The sequence below is a fragment of the Pseudomonas sp. NPDC089547 genome, assembly GCF_050280665.1.
GTDB lineage: Bacteria > Pseudomonadota > Gammaproteobacteria > Pseudomonadales > Pseudomonadaceae > Aquipseudomonas.
This window is the reverse complement of sequence record NZ_JBNNVS010000003.1, coordinates 208,106-225,524: the sequence shown is the minus strand read 5'-3', so window position 1 is coordinate 225,524 and position 17,419 is coordinate 208,106. Positions and strand designations below refer to the sequence as shown.

The 17,419-nt window shown below is 63.4% G+C and carries 17 protein-coding genes; 7 read left to right on the top strand and 10 right to left on the bottom strand.

The features are described 5' to 3' along the window. Window positions 1-105: 105 nt before the first annotated feature. Both ACQKPZ_RS03770 and dinG read right to left on the bottom strand, forming a co-directional pair. Complete coding sequence (locus tag ACQKPZ_RS03770; protein WP_427535607.1) at window positions 106-2,340, bottom strand: beta-galactosidase; 2,235 nt, start codon at window positions 2,338-2,340, stop codon at window positions 106-108. 80 nt (window positions 2,341-2,420) lie between these two features. Continuing rightward, window positions 2,421-4,565, bottom strand: a complete 2,145-nt coding sequence (gene dinG, locus ACQKPZ_RS03765) for an ATP-dependent DNA helicase DinG (protein WP_427535605.1) — start codon at window positions 4,563-4,565, stop codon at window positions 2,421-2,423. A 98-nt stretch (window positions 4,566-4,663) separates the two neighbouring features. On the opposite strand from dinG, the gene ACQKPZ_RS03760 reads away from it, so the two are divergent. Further along, a complete protein-coding gene (locus ACQKPZ_RS03760) occupies window positions 4,664-5,128 on the top strand; it encodes a CopD family protein (RefSeq protein ID WP_274080773.1) in 465 nt (154 codons plus the stop codon). Window positions 5,129-5,280: 152 nt separating this feature from the next. Here ACQKPZ_RS03760 and ACQKPZ_RS03755 read toward each other — a convergent pair whose 3' ends face one another. The 4 genes from ACQKPZ_RS03755 to ACQKPZ_RS03740 form a co-directional block, all read right to left on the bottom strand. Next, on the bottom strand, window positions 5,281-6,039 hold the full coding sequence (locus tag ACQKPZ_RS03755) for a collagen-like protein (RefSeq protein WP_427535603.1): 759 nt from the start codon (window positions 6,037-6,039) through the stop codon (window positions 5,281-5,283). Continuing rightward, entirely contained in the window at window positions 6,032-6,307 is a 276-nt protein-coding gene (locus ACQKPZ_RS03750; protein WP_012273852.1) for a DUF1145 domain-containing protein, read from the bottom strand. Before ACQKPZ_RS03750 ends, ACQKPZ_RS03755 begins: the two co-directional genes overlap by 8 nt. A 99-nt stretch (window positions 6,308-6,406) precedes the next feature. After that, entirely contained in the window at window positions 6,407-7,126 is a 720-nt protein-coding gene (locus ACQKPZ_RS03745) for an OmpA family protein (RefSeq protein WP_427535601.1), read from the bottom strand. 89 nt (window positions 7,127-7,215) lie between these two features. Continuing rightward, window positions 7,216-7,908, bottom strand: coding sequence for an OmpA family protein (locus ACQKPZ_RS03740; protein WP_016713781.1), 693 nt, complete (start codon window positions 7,906-7,908; stop codon window positions 7,216-7,218). A 159-nt stretch (window positions 7,909-8,067) separates the two neighbouring features. On the opposite strand from ACQKPZ_RS03740, the gene ACQKPZ_RS03735 reads away from it, so the two are divergent. From ACQKPZ_RS03735 to ACQKPZ_RS03720, 4 genes are read left to right on the top strand one after another with little or no spacing between them, the layout of a single operon-like run. Then, window positions 8,068-8,562 carry a DUF6231 family protein gene (locus ACQKPZ_RS03735; protein WP_391135471.1) on the top strand — a complete coding sequence of 165 codons (495 nt, stop codon included), beginning with the start codon at window positions 8,068-8,070 and terminating at the stop codon, window positions 8,560-8,562. Between the two features lie 2 nt (window positions 8,563-8,564). Further along, complete coding sequence (locus ACQKPZ_RS03730) at window positions 8,565-9,041, top strand: YchJ family protein (RefSeq protein ID WP_403194785.1); 477 nt, start codon at window positions 8,565-8,567, stop codon at window positions 9,039-9,041. Window positions 9,042-9,043: 2 nt separating this feature from the next. After that, window positions 9,044-9,514, top strand: coding sequence for an LEA type 2 family protein (locus ACQKPZ_RS03725; protein ID WP_391135477.1), 471 nt, complete (start codon window positions 9,044-9,046; stop codon window positions 9,512-9,514). Window positions 9,515-9,521: 7 nt separating this feature from the next. After that, window positions 9,522-9,725 carry an SEC-C metal-binding domain-containing protein gene (locus ACQKPZ_RS03720; protein ID WP_110679145.1) on the top strand — a complete coding sequence of 68 codons (204 nt, stop codon included), beginning with the start codon at window positions 9,522-9,524 and terminating at the stop codon, window positions 9,723-9,725. A gap of 29 nt (window positions 9,726-9,754) precedes the next feature. On the opposite strand, the gene ACQKPZ_RS03715 is transcribed toward ACQKPZ_RS03720, so the two are convergent. From ACQKPZ_RS03715 to ACQKPZ_RS03700, 4 genes are read right to left on the bottom strand one after another with little or no spacing between them, the layout of a single operon-like run. Then, window positions 9,755-10,657 (bottom strand): pyridoxal-phosphate dependent enzyme, encoded by a 903-nt coding sequence (locus ACQKPZ_RS03715; protein ID WP_427535599.1) that lies wholly within the window; start codon window positions 10,655-10,657, stop codon window positions 9,755-9,757. Continuing rightward, a complete protein-coding gene (locus tag ACQKPZ_RS03710) occupies window positions 10,654-11,865 on the bottom strand; it encodes an MFS transporter (RefSeq protein WP_427535597.1) in 1,212 nt (403 codons plus the stop codon). The genes ACQKPZ_RS03715 and ACQKPZ_RS03710 overlap by 4 nt, the downstream gene beginning before the upstream one ends. After that, entirely contained in the window at window positions 11,862-12,650 is a 789-nt protein-coding gene (locus tag ACQKPZ_RS03705; protein ID WP_427535596.1) for an alanyl-tRNA editing protein, read from the bottom strand. Before ACQKPZ_RS03705 ends, ACQKPZ_RS03710 begins: the two co-directional genes overlap by 4 nt. Continuing rightward, window positions 12,647-13,360, bottom strand: coding sequence for a serine O-acetyltransferase (locus ACQKPZ_RS03700; RefSeq protein WP_427535594.1), 714 nt, complete (start codon window positions 13,358-13,360; stop codon window positions 12,647-12,649). The genes ACQKPZ_RS03705 and ACQKPZ_RS03700 overlap by 4 nt, the downstream gene beginning before the upstream one ends. A 170-nt stretch (window positions 13,361-13,530) precedes the next feature. Between ACQKPZ_RS03700 and ACQKPZ_RS03695 the strand changes: the two genes are divergently transcribed. Next, window positions 13,531-14,871 (top strand): PLP-dependent aminotransferase family protein, encoded by a 1,341-nt coding sequence (locus ACQKPZ_RS03695; protein ID WP_427535593.1) that lies wholly within the window; start codon window positions 13,531-13,533, stop codon window positions 14,869-14,871. A gap of 103 nt (window positions 14,872-14,974) precedes the next feature. Continuing rightward, a complete protein-coding gene (locus ACQKPZ_RS03690; RefSeq protein ID WP_427535592.1) occupies window positions 14,975-17,416 on the top strand; it encodes a penicillin acylase family protein in 2,442 nt (813 codons plus the stop codon). Window positions 17,417-17,419 lie beyond the last annotated feature (3 nt).

Here is a 17,419-nt window from a genome sequence, read left to right as displayed (position 1 = left end):
TGTACTCCGTACGACCATGTCCAAAAAAGGTGTGCATTGTTTCAGTAGTTGGGTGTTTTGCAAACTGGCTTGGGCCAAATGGTCGCGACGAACGGTAGCCTGAAGTCAGGGAGCCGGCTTTTCCAACTGGGCGCGCAATTGCCCCATGGCCTGCACGTTGCTCTTGCGCACCGCATCGACAAACCCCGGGTACGGCACATCGGTGATGGCCACCAGCCCGAGGTGCCCGTTCTCGCCATCGAGCAGGCGACCGCTGGCTGGCTGGTCGAGGTACTGGAACCAGTGCGCACCCACGATCATCGGCTGCGCCAGGGCCGCCTTGAGGAAGTTGCCGTAGGCCGGGCCACGGTCTTCTTCCCGCGCCAGTTCCAGTGGCCCCGGCCAGAACGGCCCGCGGTCACGCGAGCCGAACTGGAACTCGGATACCAGCACCGGCTTGTCCAGCTCCGCAAGCAGGGCAAAGTCGTAGCCGTCCTGCGGTTTGAGGGTATAGAAGTTGAAGCTGAGCACATCGCAGAACTCGGCACAGGCCTTGACTGCCTCCGGCGTGCTGACCGCATAGCGGCCGCCGAGCAGCAGGTGATTGGGGGCGTGCCACTTCAAGGAATCGGCAATGGTCTTGAAGTAGGTCTCGGCGAATACCTGTTGGAAGTGCTGGTAGTCACGCTCGATTTCCGGGTGCTCCGGGTTGGGCAACGGCGCCTCGAAGCCCGGGTCTTCCATCAGTTCCCAAGCGGTCAGTTCAATGCCCCAGGCCTTGGAAAGCCCTTGCTGGTTGCGGTACTTGTCGCGAAGCTGCTTGAGAAAGGCGCGCTTGGCTGGCACATCGGTGGTCAGGCGCAAGGTGCCGTAGGCCAGGCCATAACGGGCTTTGGGGTCATTACCCGGTGCCGCCCAGGCCAGTTCGTTGTCGGCGAAGTAGCCGATCAGCCAAGGGTCGTCACGGTGATCACGTGCAGCGATCGCCACGGCGCGCTCGGTAGCCATGGCAAAACGCGGGTCGAACGGGTCGGGCATGCTGCCCCACCAGTCCATGCCGGTGCTGATGCTGGCGTAATCACCCACGATCGACAGCGGCAAGGTGTAGGGTATTCGCTTGGCCTGGCCCAGGGCGGGCTCGCTCCAGTTGCCGACCGTATTGAAACCCCAGGCCTGCAAACGGTCGAGTGCATGTGCCTGCCAGCGGTCGGCATCGAGCACCAGTGGCGGGCAGTTGGCTGGCTGCCCTTCTACGGCGGGCGGGCACGGTTTGCCGTAGGTGCGCTGCAGGTTGGCGGCGTAGAAATCGAACCAACGCCCTTGCTTGAAGTTGCGCCCTTGCGACGAGGCGTTGCCATCGTCGTTGTTGCCTTCGCCATAAAATGCGGCCAGTGCATCACCTTCGCCCGGCAACGCCTTGAACATGCCCTCACGGCCTGCGACGTATGTGCGCCCGCCGTCTGCTGCTACCGCGTTGACCCCCAGGGAATAGAACGGGTGCCCCTCTGGCGTTACAAGGTACCAGCGGCCGTCACGCTTTTCGGTGCGGAAGAAGCCCTTGGCCTCGAACGCAGGCCCGGCCAGCAGCCCGCCATATTCGTCCAGGTGCTGCTTTGCGCGCTCAGCCAGCCAGCCCTTGAGCTGTTGTTGTTCGCGCGTATCGGCCGCCTTGAGCTGCTCGTCATTGCCAACCTTTTCCGGCCAGTTGGCGCGAGTGGACTGTCCATAAGCATCGATCAGCTCCTGGTACGCCGCCTTGTAAGCCTGGTCGTCATCCTGAATACCCACCCGCTCGATCAGCAGGTTCTGCGCCACCTTGGGGCTAGGTATGCTCAGGCTCACCGAAGCCACCTGCTTGAGGTCTACCGCGCCAGCACTGCTGGTCAACAGCAAGCGTTGACCGCCATGGTTCCATGGCATGGGTGGACCGGCGCGCATGCCCTGGCTCAGCGGCGAGCTGGCAGTCAGGGGCACCATCACCGTTTGCGCAGGGCCGGCAGGCAGGTCGATACGGCTGGTCAATGTGCGGCCATCGCTGCCTTGCACCGTGACATCCACAGTAAGCGCCCAGTCCATGGCACTTTGCAGGCGCAAGGTGAGAAACTGCCCGGCAGACCAGTCCCACACCCCGCCTTGCGGGCTCAGGCGCAAGGTCGGCCGCTCGGCCGGGTTGAACACCACGCGCCGCAGTACCTCGCCCTCGGCCGTTTGCTCCGCGTTGTACTGCGGCATGCCGGTATCCTCGGTCGCCACATTGACCACCGAGGCCGGGCGCACGAAGCTGAACAGCGTCTGCTGCCCAGCCAGCAAGGGCGAGCTGAACAACAGGGCAAAAACGGCAGGCAGGGTGTGGCGGACCATAAGGCTGGGGCTCTCCTTCAGGCCCCTCATGGGCCCAAGACTGAGGAATGGACAGCACGCCGGAGCAATTGCTCCGGCGGTCAGGAAATCTCCCGCCGGAATGGCGGCAGCGCGTTGAGAATAGCCTTGCCGTAGCGCTGGGTGACCAGGCGACGGTCAAGCAAGGTGATGACGCCGCGATCCTGTTCGGTACGCAGCAGGCGGCCACAGGCCTGGATCAGCTTCAGCGAGGCGTCGGGCACGGCAATTTCCATGAACGGGTTGCCGCCTCGTGCCTCGATCCACTCCGCCAGCGCAGCCTCGACCGGGTCATCGGGAACGGCAAAGGGAATCTTGGCGATGACAACGTGCTCGCAGTACGCACCAGGCAAGTCGACCCCCTCGGCAAAGCTGGCCAGGCCAAACAGTACGCTGTGCTGGCCATCGTCGACCCGCGCCTTGTGCTTGTTCAGCGTTTCCTGCTTGGACAGGTTGCCCTGGATCAGCACCAGCTTGCGCCAGTCACGGTCCAGCCCATCAAACACGTCCTGCATCTGCTTGCGCGAGGAGAACAGCACCAATGCGCCGCGGGCATCTTCGACAATGTTCGGCAATTCGCGGATGATCGCCGCGGTGTGTGCCGCCGCATCGCGGGGGTCCGCCTTGAGGTCGGGAACCCGCAGCAAGCCGGCGTCACCGTGTACGAACGGGCTGGGCACCACGCAGGTGACTGCATCACGCGGCAAGCCGGAGCGCATCCGGAAGCGGTCGAATTTACCCAGCGCGGTCAATGTCGCCGACGTCACCAACGCACCGTGGGCAACGCTCCACAGGCTGCGGCGGAGCATTTCGGCGGCAAGAATGGGGCTGGCGTTGACTTCGATATCGAACATCGCACCACTCTCGGCCAGCGTCAGCCAGCGCGCCATGGGCGGGCTGTCTTCCGGGTCTTCGGCGGTAAAGGCCGTCCACAGTTCCCAGTTGCCCTGGGCCCGCGTGACCAGGCTGCCGAACAGCGGATACCACTCCTCGGCCTGGTGGCTGGCGATGCCGATGCTGACCTCGCCATCCATGCCTTCCTTGAGCAGGTCGGCCAGGCGGGTGAACAGGTCGTTGAGGCGGGCAAAGCCCTTTTTCAGCTCGATGCCCACTTCGCGGATCTGCTCTGGCACCACGCCGCCCTCGAAACGGTAGCGCGGGCGTTCGCGGCCTTCGGTGTCCTCGCTGGGGCGGAAGTCCGCAACCTGCTCGCACAGGGTGAACATGAACTGCTGCTGGGTGCGTACTTCCCGCGCCAGCTCTGGCACCTGCTCGATGTACTTGCCCAGGTCGCCGGGTAGCGGGTGCTGGGCCAGCAGCTTGGTCAGGTTCTTGGCCGTCTGCTCCAGCCAGTCGGACGTGGAGCGCAGGCGCGAATAGTGGGCGAAATGGCCAATGGCCTTATCTGGCAGGTGGTGGCCTTCGTCGAACACGTACAGGGTGTCGCGTGGGTCGGGCAACACCGCGCCGCCACCCAGGGCCAGGTCGGCCAGCACCATGTCGTGGTTGGTGACGATCACGTCGACCTTGCCCATGCCTTCACGGGCCTTGTAGAACACGCACTGCTGGAAGTTCGGGCAGTGGCGGCCGGTGCATTGGCCATGGTCGGTGGTCAGGCGTGCCCAGTCCTGGTCTTCCAGGGCTTCGGGCCAACTGTCACGGTCGCCGTCCCAGCGGTTGCCGGCAAGCTTCTCGATCATGCTGTTGAACAGCTTCTGGCTGCGCTCGTCGACTTCGATGCGAAAGCCTTCTTCCTCGAACAACTGGGCCGTGGCCGACTGGGCGTGACCCTCCTGCAACAGGATGTCGAGCTTGGACAGGCACAGATAGCGGCCACGGCCCTTGGCCAGGGCGAAGCTGAAGTTGAGCCCGCTGTTGCGCATCAGGTCGGGCAGGTCCTTGAAGACAATCTGCTCCTGCAGGGCCACGGTCGCAGTGGCAATGACCAGGCGCTTGCCAGCAGCCTTGGCCGCTGGAATGGCAGCCAGGCTGTAGGCCACCGTCTTGCCGGTACCGGTGCCTGCCTCGACCGCCACCACGGCAGGCTCGCCGGCACGGCGGCCTTCGTCGTCGCAGGCGATGTCGCCAAGCACCTTGGCCACTTCGGCGATCATCAGGCGCTGGCCGTAGCGTGGCTTGAGGCTCTTGGCTTCTAGAAAACGCGAGTAGGCGCCCTGGATGGTGGCTTTGAGTTCGTTGCTGATCATGGTCTGCAGGTGCCCGGAGGGCTGGATATATTTTCAGTGTTTCGCATGGGGCGGCTATCATACCCCGCTATTGCCCTTTATGCCGCATGGAGATCCGGATGCTCGCCTTTGCCCTGCCCTACACACTGCATGTTCTGGCCGCCCTGGTATGGGTCGGCGGCATGTTCTTCGCCTGGCTGGTGCTGCGCCCGGCAACGGTTGCAGCCCTTGAAGGGCCTGCGCGGTTGCGCCTGTGGGTGGAAGTTTTCCGACGCTTCTTCGGCTGGGTCTGGCTGGCCGTGGCGATTTTGGCGATAAGTGGTATCGGCATGTTGCACATGCGCTTCAGTGGCTTCGAGACTGCGCCGAAGTACGTGCAGGTGATGATCGGTGGTGGGATCGCCATGTTTGCCTTGTTCATGCGCATTCAGGCGTTGCTGTTGCCAGAGTTGAAGGCGGCGGTGCAGGCCGAGGACTGGCCGACGGGTGCGGCAGTGCTGGGGCGGATTCGGCGGATGGTGGGCATCAACCTGCTGCTGGGCCTGGCGGTCGTTGCAGTTGCCAGTTCGCGGCTGATGTTCTGACAGGCTCTACGCGGTCCCTGTAGGAGCGGCCTTGTGTCGCGACGGGCTGCGCAGCAGCCCCCGGATTTCAGCGTTTTTGCATAATTTGCCGGGGCTGCTGCGCAGCCCGTCGCGACACAAGGCCGCTCCTACAACGGGACGCGATAAGGCTTCTAGAGGCGCTGCAAGATCAACTCCCCCGCGGCCCCCGCCAGACCAGGCTGCCCAGGCTGACCCGGCCGGCCATTGGCGCCAGCGTCGGTGCGGTACACCAGGCACCCTTTGCTCGCCCCGCCTTTACCTGCCTTGCCGGCCGCCCCGGCCTTGCCCGGTGCCCCGCCGTCCAGACGCACCACGATGTGCTCCTGCGGGAAGCCCTGCGGCAGGCTCAGGCGAATGCGCCCACCCGGTGCGCCGTCGTGCCCATTACCGCCGTCATCGCCATTGGCACCGCGGCTGGCCTGGCCCCAGGTACAGCCCCCGGCCTGGCCGTTGCCGCCATCAAGCCCCACGTAACCCGGCGCGCCCGCGCCACCGCGTGCATCGATCGCCACCCGTTCGGCATCCAGTTCAGCCAGTTTCAGGTCCAGGCTGCGGCCTGAGCGGGCTGCCCGCTGATAATTGCCCGCCGACCCGGGGGCACTGAATTCGCTGCCCTCGCCCAACCTCGCGCTCCGCGCCTCGATCAGTAACGGGCTGTCGGAAGGGGCAATGGCGATACGCGCATCACGCCCCAGTTCCAGCTGGTCGACCGTCAATTGCGCAAGCGAGGCTGGCAGCAGCAGGGTTGCCGAATCAGCGACACGCAGGTGCGTGAGGTGCACGCTGGCCGATTTGTCAGGCAGGCGCAGCATGGAATTGGCGGCGACCTCAAGGCTTTCGGCCTGGGCCAGGGGTGCGGCCAACATGGCCAGCAACATCAGATTACGCATTTCGCGGCGCCTCCTGCGCACGGGGAATGGACATGACATGAAAGATACCCGTCAACAGGATCTGCAAGCGGTCGAACCAGCGGTGGCTACGCCCACGCAAGCTGCCATTGAAGAACAGCACTTCGAGAAGGTGCAGGCCGAACAGGAAGATACCAGCGGCATTGATCAGCAGATTGAAGGGCAAGGGTTGTGGCATCAACTGATTGAACAACACCACACCCCAGAAAGCGACTGTCAGGACCTTGCCCAGGCCCAGGATGAACTTCATACCCCGCCCCCTATGGATTGTTGTTATGTCGAGACGGCCCGTTCGAGCGGGCCGTGCGGCCAACATTAACTGCAATGCCAAGGCAGGCGCCAGCACCGCTCAGTTCAGGTGCAGCTCCACCCGTCGGTTGCGGGCGCGCCCCTCTTCGCTTTCGTTGTCGGTGATCGGCTCGCTTTCCCCACGCCCTTGGCTGGTGACCTTGCCCGCCTCCAGCCCCTGGCTGATAAGGTATTCGGCCACGCTGCTGGCACGGCGCTCGGAAAGCGCCTGGTTGTAGCTGTCGGAGCCGACGCTGTCGGTATGCCCGATCACGGCAACCTTGGCTACTGTCGGTGAATTGAGCTTCGCCACCAGGCCTTGCAGCCGTTGCTGGGCAGCCGGCGTCAGGTCGGCTGAATCGAAGGCGAACATCACCGCGCCGTTGTCATCCAGGATGATCACTTCAGGTGACGGTTCGGGCGCAGTGGCAGGCGGCGCTGCCGGGTATTCCTTCAACGGGCAGCCCATGTGGTCGACCGCCGTGTTGGCGGGGGTGTCAGGGCAGTGATCGCGGCGGTCAAAAATACCGTCGCCATCTTCGTCACCATCCTGGGCGTAACAGATCAGCCCCCCGGTGACGGCACCCAGGGCCCCGACACCTGCGGCCCAGGCAGAACTTTCGATAGCGCCCAGGCCGCCACCGACCAGGCCGCCCAGCAGGCTGCAAACAGGCCAGGTCCTTTGGTTGAGGGGCGCGCTGCCATCACTGTGCGTGGCGCAGCCTGCGAGCAGGCTGGCTGCCACCAACAGCGGCAATGCCGCCTTCGACGTCACACTCATGCTGAATGCTCCTGTGTCATTGGCCACAAACGGCTAACCGGCATCAACACGCGCCCGTGCCACTGCTCAAGGCACGGGCGCACGCCGGCTTACCGCTGGATCTTGATCTCGGTACGGCGGTTCATGGCACGCCCTTCGGCTGTAGCGTTGTCTGCCACTGGCTGGGTTTCACCAGCACCGACCACCGACACGAAGCTGCTGCGCGGTACGCCGCTCTCGACCAGGTAATCGGTCACCGAGTGGGCACGGCGCTCGGACAGTTTCTGGTTGTAGCTGTCGGAGCCGACGCTGTCGGTATGGCCGCTGACGCTCAGGCGGGCGGATGGCGCTTCCTGTTTCAGACGCGTGGCAATGGTATTGAGGCGCTCTTTGTCGCGGGCGGTCAGCTTCGCAGAGTCAAACTCGAAGTGCACATCACGGATGACGATGACTTCTTCCTTCTGCACCACCACTTCCTCGACCACGGCTGCCGGCTCTGGCGGGCACCCGTTGGCATCGACCTGCACACCACGCGGCGTGCCCGGGCACTTGTCCCGGCTGTCCGGCACGCCGTCGCCATCCTCGTCGCCATCGCCATGGGCCCAGCAGTAGCCCGCCGCCAGGCCACCGCCCAGCAACGCACCCCAGCCAGCCCAGCTGGAACTTTCAATCGCGCCCAACGCGGCGCCGCCTACACCCCCGACGGCAGCACACTTCGGCCAGTCGGTTTTTTGCAAACCTGCACAACCAGTCAACACACTGGTGAGCAGTACCAGGGGTATCGCTGTGCGTACTATGCTCATTTCATTGCTTCTCCTAGGGGGAATCGGCATAAGACCGATCTCTGGGAGTAAAGACCGCGCATTCCAACCCTGCCAGCAATAAGCCACGACGTGGCCACATGCCTCTTTGCCCGCGGGCTGCGGACCGCTAGTCTTGGACGACTTCAATGAGGACAGGCAATGACCGAAGGTTTCTCCCAACGCACCCCACAGCAAGCTTTGGCGGCCTTGCTGGAGCGTTTCACCCCGCAACGCCTGCTGCTGGTAGGCACACGCTTCCCGGCGCTGGACGCCTTCGCCCAGGCACACCCGCAGGTGACCATCGCCACGGCGGCACCGGGCCCGCTGCCCGCCGAGCTGGCGGCCCAGCGTTTTGACCTGGCGGTACTGGTGGACTGCCTGGAGCATCTGCCCAAGCGCACCGGGCTGGAACTGCTCGGCGGCATTCGCAACCTCAATGCCAGCCGGGTTGCGGTGCTGGCGGATCTGGCCGCCAGCGGCTGGCAGGACACCGACTTTTTCGCCCTGGCCATGTCGGCCAGCGAGAAATTCTGCCGTGACCAGCAGGTTTTGAGCCTGTTCACCTATGATCTACATGACTACAAGCAAGTCCCGGACTGGCTTAACGCCAGGTTCTGGGCCAACCCTGAAAACTTCGGCAAGTACTGGTGGTGATGATGAGTGTCTCGGTCTGCCCTTGTGGCAGTGGCAACCTGCTCGATGCCTGCTGCGGGCATTACCATGCCGGTACCCCGGCACCGGATGCCCAGACGCTGATGCGCTCACGCTACAGTGCCTACGTGCTTGGCCTGGTCGACTACCTGGTAGCCACCACCCTGCCCGCCCAGCAAGCCGAACTGGACCGTGCCGGCATGGCTGCCTGGAGCGCCCAGAGCACCTGGCTGGGCCTGGAGGTGGAAAGCGCAGAGGTACTGGGTGGCCAGCCAGAGCACGGTTTTGTCACCTTTACCGCGCGCTGGCACGACCAGGAGGGCGATCACCAGCACCGTGAACGCTCAGCGTTCGTACAGCATGGCGGGCGCTGGTACTTCATCGACCCAACCGTTGGCCTGAAGGCCGGGCGCAACGACCCCTGCCCCTGTGCCAGCGGGCAGAAGTTCAAGAAATGCTGCGCCAGTTACGTGGGTAGCTAAGCATGAGCGCCCGCCTGCTGTTGCTCGCCCCCTTGCTGGCGCTGCTGGCGGGCTGTGCCAGTTGGGGCGGTGACGAGTGGCGCGAGCCCGAGGTGCACCTGGTCGAGGTCGAAACGGTCAAGGCCAGGTTGCTGGAGCAGGAATTCGTGCTGCACCTGCGGGTCGACAACCCCAATGACAGCCGCCTGTTCATCCGCAACCTGTCGTATGCCATACGCCTCAACGACCTGCTGCTGGTACAGGATGAAACCAGCGTATGGCGCAGCGTGGGCGGGCATGCCCGGCGCACCTTCAAGATCACCGCGCGAACCAACCTGTGGCAGCACCTCAAGCCACTGGCCAAGCTACTCAGAAGCAAACAGCCGCTGCACTACACCCTGCAGGGCGAACTGGCGACCGGGTTGCTTATCCATCGAGACCTGCACTTATCGCGCAGTGGTGAGATAATCCCCGGCGATCACATCCCGGAGTAACCCTGCAATGTCCCAACAACCCCACGTTCATGGCCCTGACTGCAACCACGATCATGATCACCACCATGACCATGACCATGGCCATGTACACGGCCCGCACTGCAACCACGGCCACCAGGAGCCGGTACGCAACGCCCTGAAGGACGTTGGCCGTAACGACCCGTGCCCGTGCGGTAGCGAGAAGAAATTCAAGAAGTGCCACGGCGCCTGACCTGACCGCCCCCTGCTGCGGGCTCTGCCCTAGGCGGCCTTGCGCCGGCTTGCCCCCAGCAGGTCCTGGTACCAGAGGCCGGCGTCGTAGGCGATGGTCACCACGGTGGTCGCGGCATAGCGCGGGTGCTGGGCCATACGCTGGGCAACGGCGAGGCAGGCAGCGGCGGTGTTGCCGACGAAAATGCCACTTTGCATGTAGAACCAGCGCTGTGCGGCCAGCATTTCTGCATGCTGCACTTGCGCCCGCTCATCCACCAGCGACCAGTCCATGAAGGGCGGGCATACGCCCACCGCCATGCCTTCGAAGCGATGATCGGCAAACACCCCCGCCCGTGAGTCACACCCGCTGGGGTCGACCAACACCGTCGACACCTCAAAGCCATGATCCTTCAGCCCCAGGGTAATGCCTGTGAAACTGGCACCTGTACCTGCGCACCCCACAAACAGGACTTCCCGCCCTGCCCCGGCGTTGGTCAGCTGCACGGCCAATTCGCTGGCTGTCTGGTAACGATGGGCCTCGATGGCCACCGGGTTGTTGAACTGATCGGTGTAGAAGTATGACCTGCCCAGCGCTGCCTGGTTATCCAGGTGATGCATCACTACATCCTTGGGGGTGGCACCAGCGATCAGCATTTCCTTGCCAATCAGCCGGGCACCAAAACACTCAAGCAGATCCCGCTTGGTCTGACTGAAACTGAGCCCGACCGCCAGCTCCACGGCGACCTGGTACTTGTGGCACGCCGCCAGCAAGCCAAAACCGAAGCTGCCACCGGTTTTTTCGATGACGGTTGTCACCCCGGGAATGATGTCGCCATTGCGCACGGCATGCTCGACGATACGCTGTGCTGCCCGGTATTTGTGGCTCCCACCCGGGTTGTTCATCTCCAGCTTGGTATAGATGCGATCGCTGACGCTGATGAGCTCGCTCATTTGCGGCTACCTTCCATTGAAGTATGCAGGCTGGCCTTGTTCTGCAGCAGGCCGGCAGTGGCAACCAGCAGCCCGATGCACAGGGCCATGCAGATGGCGTTGGTGCCGTCCCAGCCGACCGTGCTCAACAACAGCGACGGGCTGAACGCACCCAGGGTGGCGAAGATGGCGATGGCCAGGTCGTTCTTGCCCTGCATCTGCATCGCCGCCGGGCTGTTCTGCAGCGACTGGGCCAGCAAGGCGCCGCCGCCCACATACGTCAGGTTCCACCCCAGCCCCAGGGCAATCAGTGCCAAGGTCATCATCGCGTAGCTGTGCGACCAGATATTCAGCGCCGAGCAGCCGATCAACAGGGCCAGGCCCGCGCAAATGGTGGTCTTGATGCCTAACCGCTGGATGATCGCACCGGTGAAGAACGACGGGGCGAACATGGCAATCACATGCCACTGGATGGCCAGGCGCACATCAGAAAAGTCCTCATGCATGTGTTTCATGTGCATCGAAGCCTGGATCATCAGCAGGTTCATGATTCCGTAGCCCAGCGCCGCAACGGCCATTGCCACGACCACGCTTGGGCTTGGCGGCTCGGCACGCGCGTCAGCCGCCTTCGCGGCGCTGTTGACCGCGCGGGCCACACCGGCATCGTCGGGCAGGCACAAGGCAATCAGCAGTGACAGCAGCGCCAGGCCGACGAAGGCTGCATAACACAGCGAAAACAGTGGGTAGCCCCCCACATCCCGCAGCCATTCCGTAAGCGTCGGCCCGACCACAGCGGCCAGAACGCCCCCTGCCACTACCAGCGAAAGGGCTTTGGGCTTCAGGGCCTGGGGCAGGTTGTCGGTGGCCGCAAAACGGTTGAAGTTGGCGAAGGCGATATACACACCCAGCGCCGAGTGGCTGAGTACCAAGGTTGCAAAGTGCTGATGTTCCACGGCCAGAAAGCCACTGACACCAGACAATGCCAAGGGAATTGCGCCCAGCATGAAGGCCTTCTTGCGGCCGATGCGGCTCATCAGCCGGGAAACCGGGTAGGTTGCCAGCATCAGGCTCAAAAACTGAAAGCCGTATGGCACCGTCGACCATGCAGCGTCTGGCGCCAGCGCCGCGCCGACGATGGCGGCCATGGTCACTGACATGACGGCAGTGGTCAGGTTGATCGACTGTGCGGTGAAGTACAGGTACGTGCGCCGCGGTAACGTGCTGTTCATAGTGCGTGCTCGTGGTAGGTGGACACGTCAACTTCGGCATCGGGGAACGCGCAGATCAGCCGCTCCTTGCCTTTGCCCAGGCGTTTGCGCCTGACGCTCAGGCGCCCGATGCGCCGAGGTGAATCGAGGTGCGTGCCACCGCACGGAATCTCGATACCGTTGTAGGTCCACAAGCGCGCGTCTTCCAGGCCCTCGACCGCATAGTGCTCGATGGGCGCATCGCAGCCGATCAGTTCGTTGGCCCGACGCTCTATCTCAACCACCTCCTCGGCGGTGAAGGCGTCCTCTACCAGGAAGTCGAAACGTGCCGAATCCTCCTTGATGTGGCAGCCGATGGTCCATTGCTTCAGTTCTTCACGCAGCCCGATGGCAGCGGCATACAGGAAGTGGCTGGCACTGTGGGACAGCGTCAGCCGTTCGCGCCGTTCGATATCGATAGTGACCCGGGCAGGCATGCCTACAGTGACCTCATCCAGCAGGTGCAGGTCATCAGGGTGCACGCTATGAATAATGATCCCGCCCAGTTTTCCGCCTTTGAAACCTTCAAGTCGAATAGGGCTGCCATAGAGTTTTTTAACCCAGACGAAACGCACGGTCCCTATCGGTAATTCAATGGTGCCAATATCAGCTTCCTGACCGCCACCTTCCGGATAAGCCACGGTACTGTGCAGTTCGATACCGTCACCATGCACCCGCGTTACTTGAGTATTCGCAACCGCCAGGTATTGGTCTTTGTAATACAGTTTTTCGGTATTGCGCAAAACTTCATAGTTCAGAGCGTTCATGATTCGAGTACCACCTGCAATGATGTTTTAACCTGTACCCGGGCAGCGGCTGGTACATCTTTGGTAATAATGCAACCCGGCCCGATAAATGCGCCGTCACCCACGTGAATAGCCCCCAGCACACTGGCGAAAGCGCCGACTTGTACGCCGTTGCCCAGGGTCGGGTGCCTGCGGCTCGACGGGTTGCCACTGATACCCCGGGCACCCAGCGTGACGCCGCCAAGCACGTAGCAATCGTCACCAATGGTCGACGTTTCGCCGATGACAGTGCCCATGCCGTGGTCGATGATGAAGCGCGCGCCGATGCGGCTGCGGAAGTGGATTTCCGCTCCCGAGAGCATTTTCCCGCGCCTGGAGATCATCGCCGCCAGGCATTGGCCACCGGCGCCGTAGGCCGCAGTTGTATTGTTGTAGATCCAGTGGGCAAGCCGATAATGTAAAACCGCAGAATACGAAGTGTAGGTTTTTGCAATGAATACCAGGTCGCGGCCAGCCGCCGGGTCCTTCAGGGCAAAGGCCTGCAAATCAGCATGGGCTTGTTCGGTGACGCACTGAATAACCGTGGTTTCTTTCAAGGCTTCAAATTCATCAACTGAACAACACTCCAATAGCGCCGATGTAACAAGGTTCCTTACAACCTTGAATGTTTCCAGTTCATCAGGCACAGGTAGCCTGGCAATGACGGCTGATTGCATATCCATAGAGTGCATGGGCTCGATATCCAGTTGTCTGGTTGCACAGACGCTAAAGGTGCTGCCTGGGCGGGCAGCCAAAACTTCCGACATAGGGATAGTGGCATGTACTGGCCATTTGCAAACGAACAGTCGACAAGCATTTCCGTTAACTGTTAGGCTTTTTTTCTAACGGTTCGAGACCTGCCATGAACCCCAGCAGCCTTCATCATCAGTTGAAACAACGCCTGGATGCGGGGGAGTGGCTGCCCGGGCAGCGCATGCCCTCCATCAGGAAACTGACGGCTGCGGTCGAATTCAGCTATCACGACGTTGTATCGGCCTATGCCCAGCTGGTCAGCGAGGGTGTGTTGACGGCATCGCCGGGCCGCGGCTACTTCGTCGCAACCCGGTCACGGCAAACAGGCGTGATCCACGAACCCGAGTGCATGGCAGGCGACCCACTGTTCAAATTGCTGCAAGGTGGCCAGCACTACACCAAGCTGGGCAGCGGCTGGCTCCCCCCCGCCTGGCGTGACACCGAGTTGCTGGCCAAGGCCATTCGCCGCACGGCGCGGCTGGAGCAGAGCTCGCTGGCTGAGTACGGCGACATCCAGGGCTACCTGCCCATGCGCAAACAACTGTGCGTGCACATGAAGCGGCTGACCCGTGTCGATGTGCGGCCCAACCAGTTGCTGACCACGCTGGGCGCCACACAAGGCCTGGACCTGGTCGCGCGGCTGCTGATAAAACCAGGCGATCACGTTTTCGTGGACGAGCCGGGCAACGGCAACCTGATCAAGCTCATCCAGCTGGCCGGCGGGCATGTGGTCGGCGTTCGGCGTACTCAGGACGGCCCGGATGTAGAAGAAATGCGGCGCTACCTGGTGCACAACAAGGTCAGGGCGTTTTTCTGCAACAGCACCTTCCACAACCCGACCGGCAGCAACATCAGCCCGCACAACGCGTTCAGCGTGCTGCGCCTGGCGGTGGAGCATGAGTTCTTCGTGGTCGAAGATGACGTGTATGGCGACTTCAGCCCTGCCGTGCGCCAGACTTTCGCCGAGCTGGATAACCTGGACCGGGTGATCTACATCGGCAGCTTCTCGAAATGCCTGTCGGCATCCTTGCGCGTGGGTTTCATCGCCTGCTCGCTAGACCTGATAGAACCGCTGACACGCCTGAAACTGCTGACCTGCGTTGCGGTACCGGCGTTTTGCGAACGCTTCGTCAACACCATACTGTCGGATGGCACCTATGCGCGGCATATGAAAGATGTGCAGCAGCGCATGATCAGGCAGCAGGTGCAGACCCAACGGTTACTGCTTGAGCGCGGCTGGCAGTTTGAAATCGCACCGCAAGGGGGCATGTTCCTCTGGGTGTATCACCCAGACCTGCCAGACCTGCAACCCTTGGTGCGCAAACTGGAACAACACAAGATCCTGCTGATGCCCGGCTCGGCGTTCGCCGTCACCCGTGACTACCGCCGCTATGCACGTATCAACTGCACGCACTTCTCCGACACGCTGGCAGACCACTTCATCGTTTGAGTCAGCGCTGACAAATAAACCGCCCACGGACCTTGCACGGCGCCTGCGCGCTTACTACCTTAGCGCCTTTCGAAACCCGCCACGCCTTGCAGGAGCCCTTGCCATGGCCGCCCCCGCCCTTCCTCCCTTCCGCCCGCGGTTTGCAACCGCTGCCACGCTGCTCGGCATGCTCGGGCTGGCCGGCTGCCAGACGGGCGGCTACCAGGACAGCGTGCCACCGACCAGCGGCGTGCAGCCGCTCAAGGGCCTGGCACAGAACGTCTCGGTGCGCCGCAACGCCATGGGCGCCCCGCTGATCGAAAGCAGCAGCTTCCATGACGCGCTGTTCAGCCTGGGCTACGTGCACGCAGGTGATCGCATCGAACAGATGGTCGCCATGCGCTTGCTTGCCCAGGGCCGCCTGGCGGAACTTGCCGGCAGCGACGCGCTGGACATCGACCGCCTGATGCGCGCCGCCAACCTCAAGCAGAGCGCTGCCCAGCAATATGCCGACGCATCGCCACGGCTCAAGCGCTTCTTTGAAGTGTACGCACGCGGGGTCAATGCCTACCTGTTCCGCTACCGCGACAAACTGCCTGCCGGCCTGGCCAACAGTGGCTATCGCCCGGAGTACTGGAAGCCTGAAGACTCGGCGCTGATCTTCAGCCTGTACGCGTTCAGCCAGTCGGTGAACCTGCAGGAAGAACTCAGCGCCCTGACCCTGGCGCAGAAGGCCGGCAGCGACAAACTGGCCTGGCTGCTGCCCGGCGCCCCGGACGAGCCATTGGCCGACGGCGAAGTGGACAAACTCAAAGGCCTGAACCTGGCCAGCCAGCTGCCGGGCTTGCCAGCACTGGCCGCTGCCAGCCAGAAGCTGGCCGACCTCGACCTGCTCGGCAGCCCGGGTTCGGCCAACCTGGCCCTGGGCCCGCAGCGCAGCCGCAGTGGCAAGAGCCTGCTGGCCAGCGACAGCCGCGCCGCCTGGGCCCTGAGCCCGATACAGATCCATACCGGCAAGTACCAGGTCGCCGGCCTGTCGTTGCCCGGCCTGCCGATTGTGCTGGCCGGCTACAACGGCAAGCTGGCCTGGAGCAGCAGCGCAGTGATGGCCGACAACCAGGACCTGTACCTGGAGCAACTGCGCCGCCAGGGCAGCCAGCTAAGCTACCTGGCCGATGGCAAATGGCTGCCGGCCCGCGCCCGTAGCGAAACCTTCTTCGTCCGTGGCCAGCGCCCGCTGCGCGAGGTGATGTACGACACCCGCCACGGCACCCTGCTGGCCCAGCCCGACAACGCCAGCCTGGGCCTGGCGCTGAACTTGCCGCAGTACAAGGCTGACCGCAGCCTGGATGCATTGTTCGACCTGACCCGGGCCAAAAACGTGGAGCGCGCCTTCGACAGCACCCGTGAAGTGACTGCCGCCGCCCTCAACTTCGTGTTCGCCGAGCCTGAGCATATCGGCTGGCAGGTCAGCGGCCGTTACCCCAACCGCCGCGAAGGCCAGGGCCTGCTGCCCTCGCCGGGCTGGGAAGGGCGCTACGACTGGGACGGCTATGCCGACCCCATGCTGCACCCCTACGACCAGGACCCACCTGCCGGCTGGATCGGCCACGCCAACCAGCGCAGCCTGCCGCGCGGTTATGGCATGCAGCTTTCAAGCACCTGGTACTACCCGGAGCGTGCCGAGCGCCTGGCGCAGCTGGCCGGTAATGGCCGCCACGACAGCCGCAGCCTGATGGCGCTGCAAAACGACCAGGTGACCTTGCTGGCCGACAAGCTCAAGCAGATGTTCGACGCCCCTGGCATGGCCCAGCCACTCAAGCAGGCGATTGATGCCCTGCCCGGCGCACAGCGCGACAAGGCCCGAGACGCGCTGGCCCGGCTCAAGGCCTTCGACGGCCGCCTGAGCCCGGTGTCGGCGGATGCCGCGCTGTACGAACTGTTCCTGCAAGAAGTTGCCCGGCAGACGTTCCTCGACGACCTCGGCCCGGAGTCCGGCCCAGCCTGGCAGGCCTTCGTCAGCAATGCCCGGTTGTCGTTCTCGGCGCAGGCCGATCACCTGCTGGGCCGCGACGACAGCCCGTTCTGGGACGACCGCAACACCCCGCAGAAAGAAGACAAACCCACCATCCTCGCCCGCAGCCTGGCAGGTGCAGTAGATGCCGGCACCACGCAACTCGGCGCCGACCGCCGCGCCTGGCAGTGGGGCAAGCTGCACCAGTATCGCTGGCCGGCCCCGGCCTACCATGGCCTGGGCGATGCACTAAACCGTGCGCCGCTGGCCGCAGGTGGCGACTTCACTACCCTGGCCCTCACGCCCTACGCCTGGGGCAGCGACTTCGACACCCGCCTGCCCGCCTCGGCACGCATGATCGTCGACTTCGGCCAGACCGAACCGTTGCAGGTGCTGACCAGCAGTGGCCAGTCCGGCAACCCGGCCAGCGCGCATTACAGTGACGGGCTGGATGCCTGGTTCAAAGGGCGCTTCATGAGCCTGCCGCTGCAGCAGCAGAACTTTGGCCGGGCGTATGGCAGCCAGCGACTGACCTTGGTGCCTGGCAAGTAACGC

Excerpts from the sequence above, each read along its gene's own strand:
- ACQKPZ_RS03770 (WP_427535607.1), bottom strand. The coding sequence starts at position 2,340 with ATGGTCCGCCACACCCTGCCTGCCGTTTTTGCCCTGTTGTTCAGCTCG.
- dinG (WP_427535605.1), bottom strand. The coding sequence starts at position 4,565 with ATGATCAGCAACGAACTCAAAGCCACCATCCAGGGCGCCTACTCGCGT.
- ACQKPZ_RS03760 (WP_274080773.1), top strand. The coding sequence starts at position 4,664 with ATGCTCGCCTTTGCCCTGCCCTACACACTGCATGTTCTGGCCGCCCTG.
- ACQKPZ_RS03755 (WP_427535603.1), bottom strand. The coding sequence starts at position 6,039 with ATGCGTAATCTGATGTTGCTGGCCATGTTGGCCGCACCCCTGGCCCAG.
- ACQKPZ_RS03750 (WP_012273852.1), bottom strand. The coding sequence starts at position 6,307 with ATGAAGTTCATCCTGGGCCTGGGCAAGGTCCTGACAGTCGCTTTCTGG.
- ACQKPZ_RS03745 (WP_427535601.1), bottom strand. The coding sequence starts at position 7,126 with ATGAGTGTGACGTCGAAGGCGGCATTGCCGCTGTTGGTGGCAGCCAGC.
- ACQKPZ_RS03740 (WP_016713781.1), bottom strand. The coding sequence starts at position 7,908 with ATGAGCATAGTACGCACAGCGATACCCCTGGTACTGCTCACCAGTGTG.
- ACQKPZ_RS03735 (WP_391135471.1), top strand. The coding sequence starts at position 8,068 with ATGACCGAAGGTTTCTCCCAACGCACCCCACAGCAAGCTTTGGCGGCC.
- ACQKPZ_RS03730 (WP_403194785.1), top strand. The coding sequence starts at position 8,565 with ATGAGTGTCTCGGTCTGCCCTTGTGGCAGTGGCAACCTGCTCGATGCC.
- ACQKPZ_RS03725 (WP_391135477.1), top strand. The coding sequence starts at position 9,044 with ATGAGCGCCCGCCTGCTGTTGCTCGCCCCCTTGCTGGCGCTGCTGGCG.
- ACQKPZ_RS03720 (WP_110679145.1), top strand. The coding sequence starts at position 9,522 with ATGTCCCAACAACCCCACGTTCATGGCCCTGACTGCAACCACGATCAT.
- ACQKPZ_RS03715 (WP_427535599.1), bottom strand. The coding sequence starts at position 10,657 with ATGAGCGAGCTCATCAGCGTCAGCGATCGCATCTATACCAAGCTGGAG.
- ACQKPZ_RS03710 (WP_427535597.1), bottom strand. The coding sequence starts at position 11,865 with ATGAACAGCACGTTACCGCGGCGCACGTACCTGTACTTCACCGCACAG.
- ACQKPZ_RS03705 (WP_427535596.1), bottom strand. The coding sequence starts at position 12,650 with ATGAACGCTCTGAACTATGAAGTTTTGCGCAATACCGAAAAACTGTAT.
- ACQKPZ_RS03700 (WP_427535594.1), bottom strand. The coding sequence starts at position 13,360 with ATGCACTCTATGGATATGCAATCAGCCGTCATTGCCAGGCTACCTGTG.
- ACQKPZ_RS03695 (WP_427535593.1), top strand. The coding sequence starts at position 13,531 with ATGAACCCCAGCAGCCTTCATCATCAGTTGAAACAACGCCTGGATGCG.
- ACQKPZ_RS03690 (WP_427535592.1), top strand. The coding sequence starts at position 14,975 with ATGGCCGCCCCCGCCCTTCCTCCCTTCCGCCCGCGGTTTGCAACCGCT.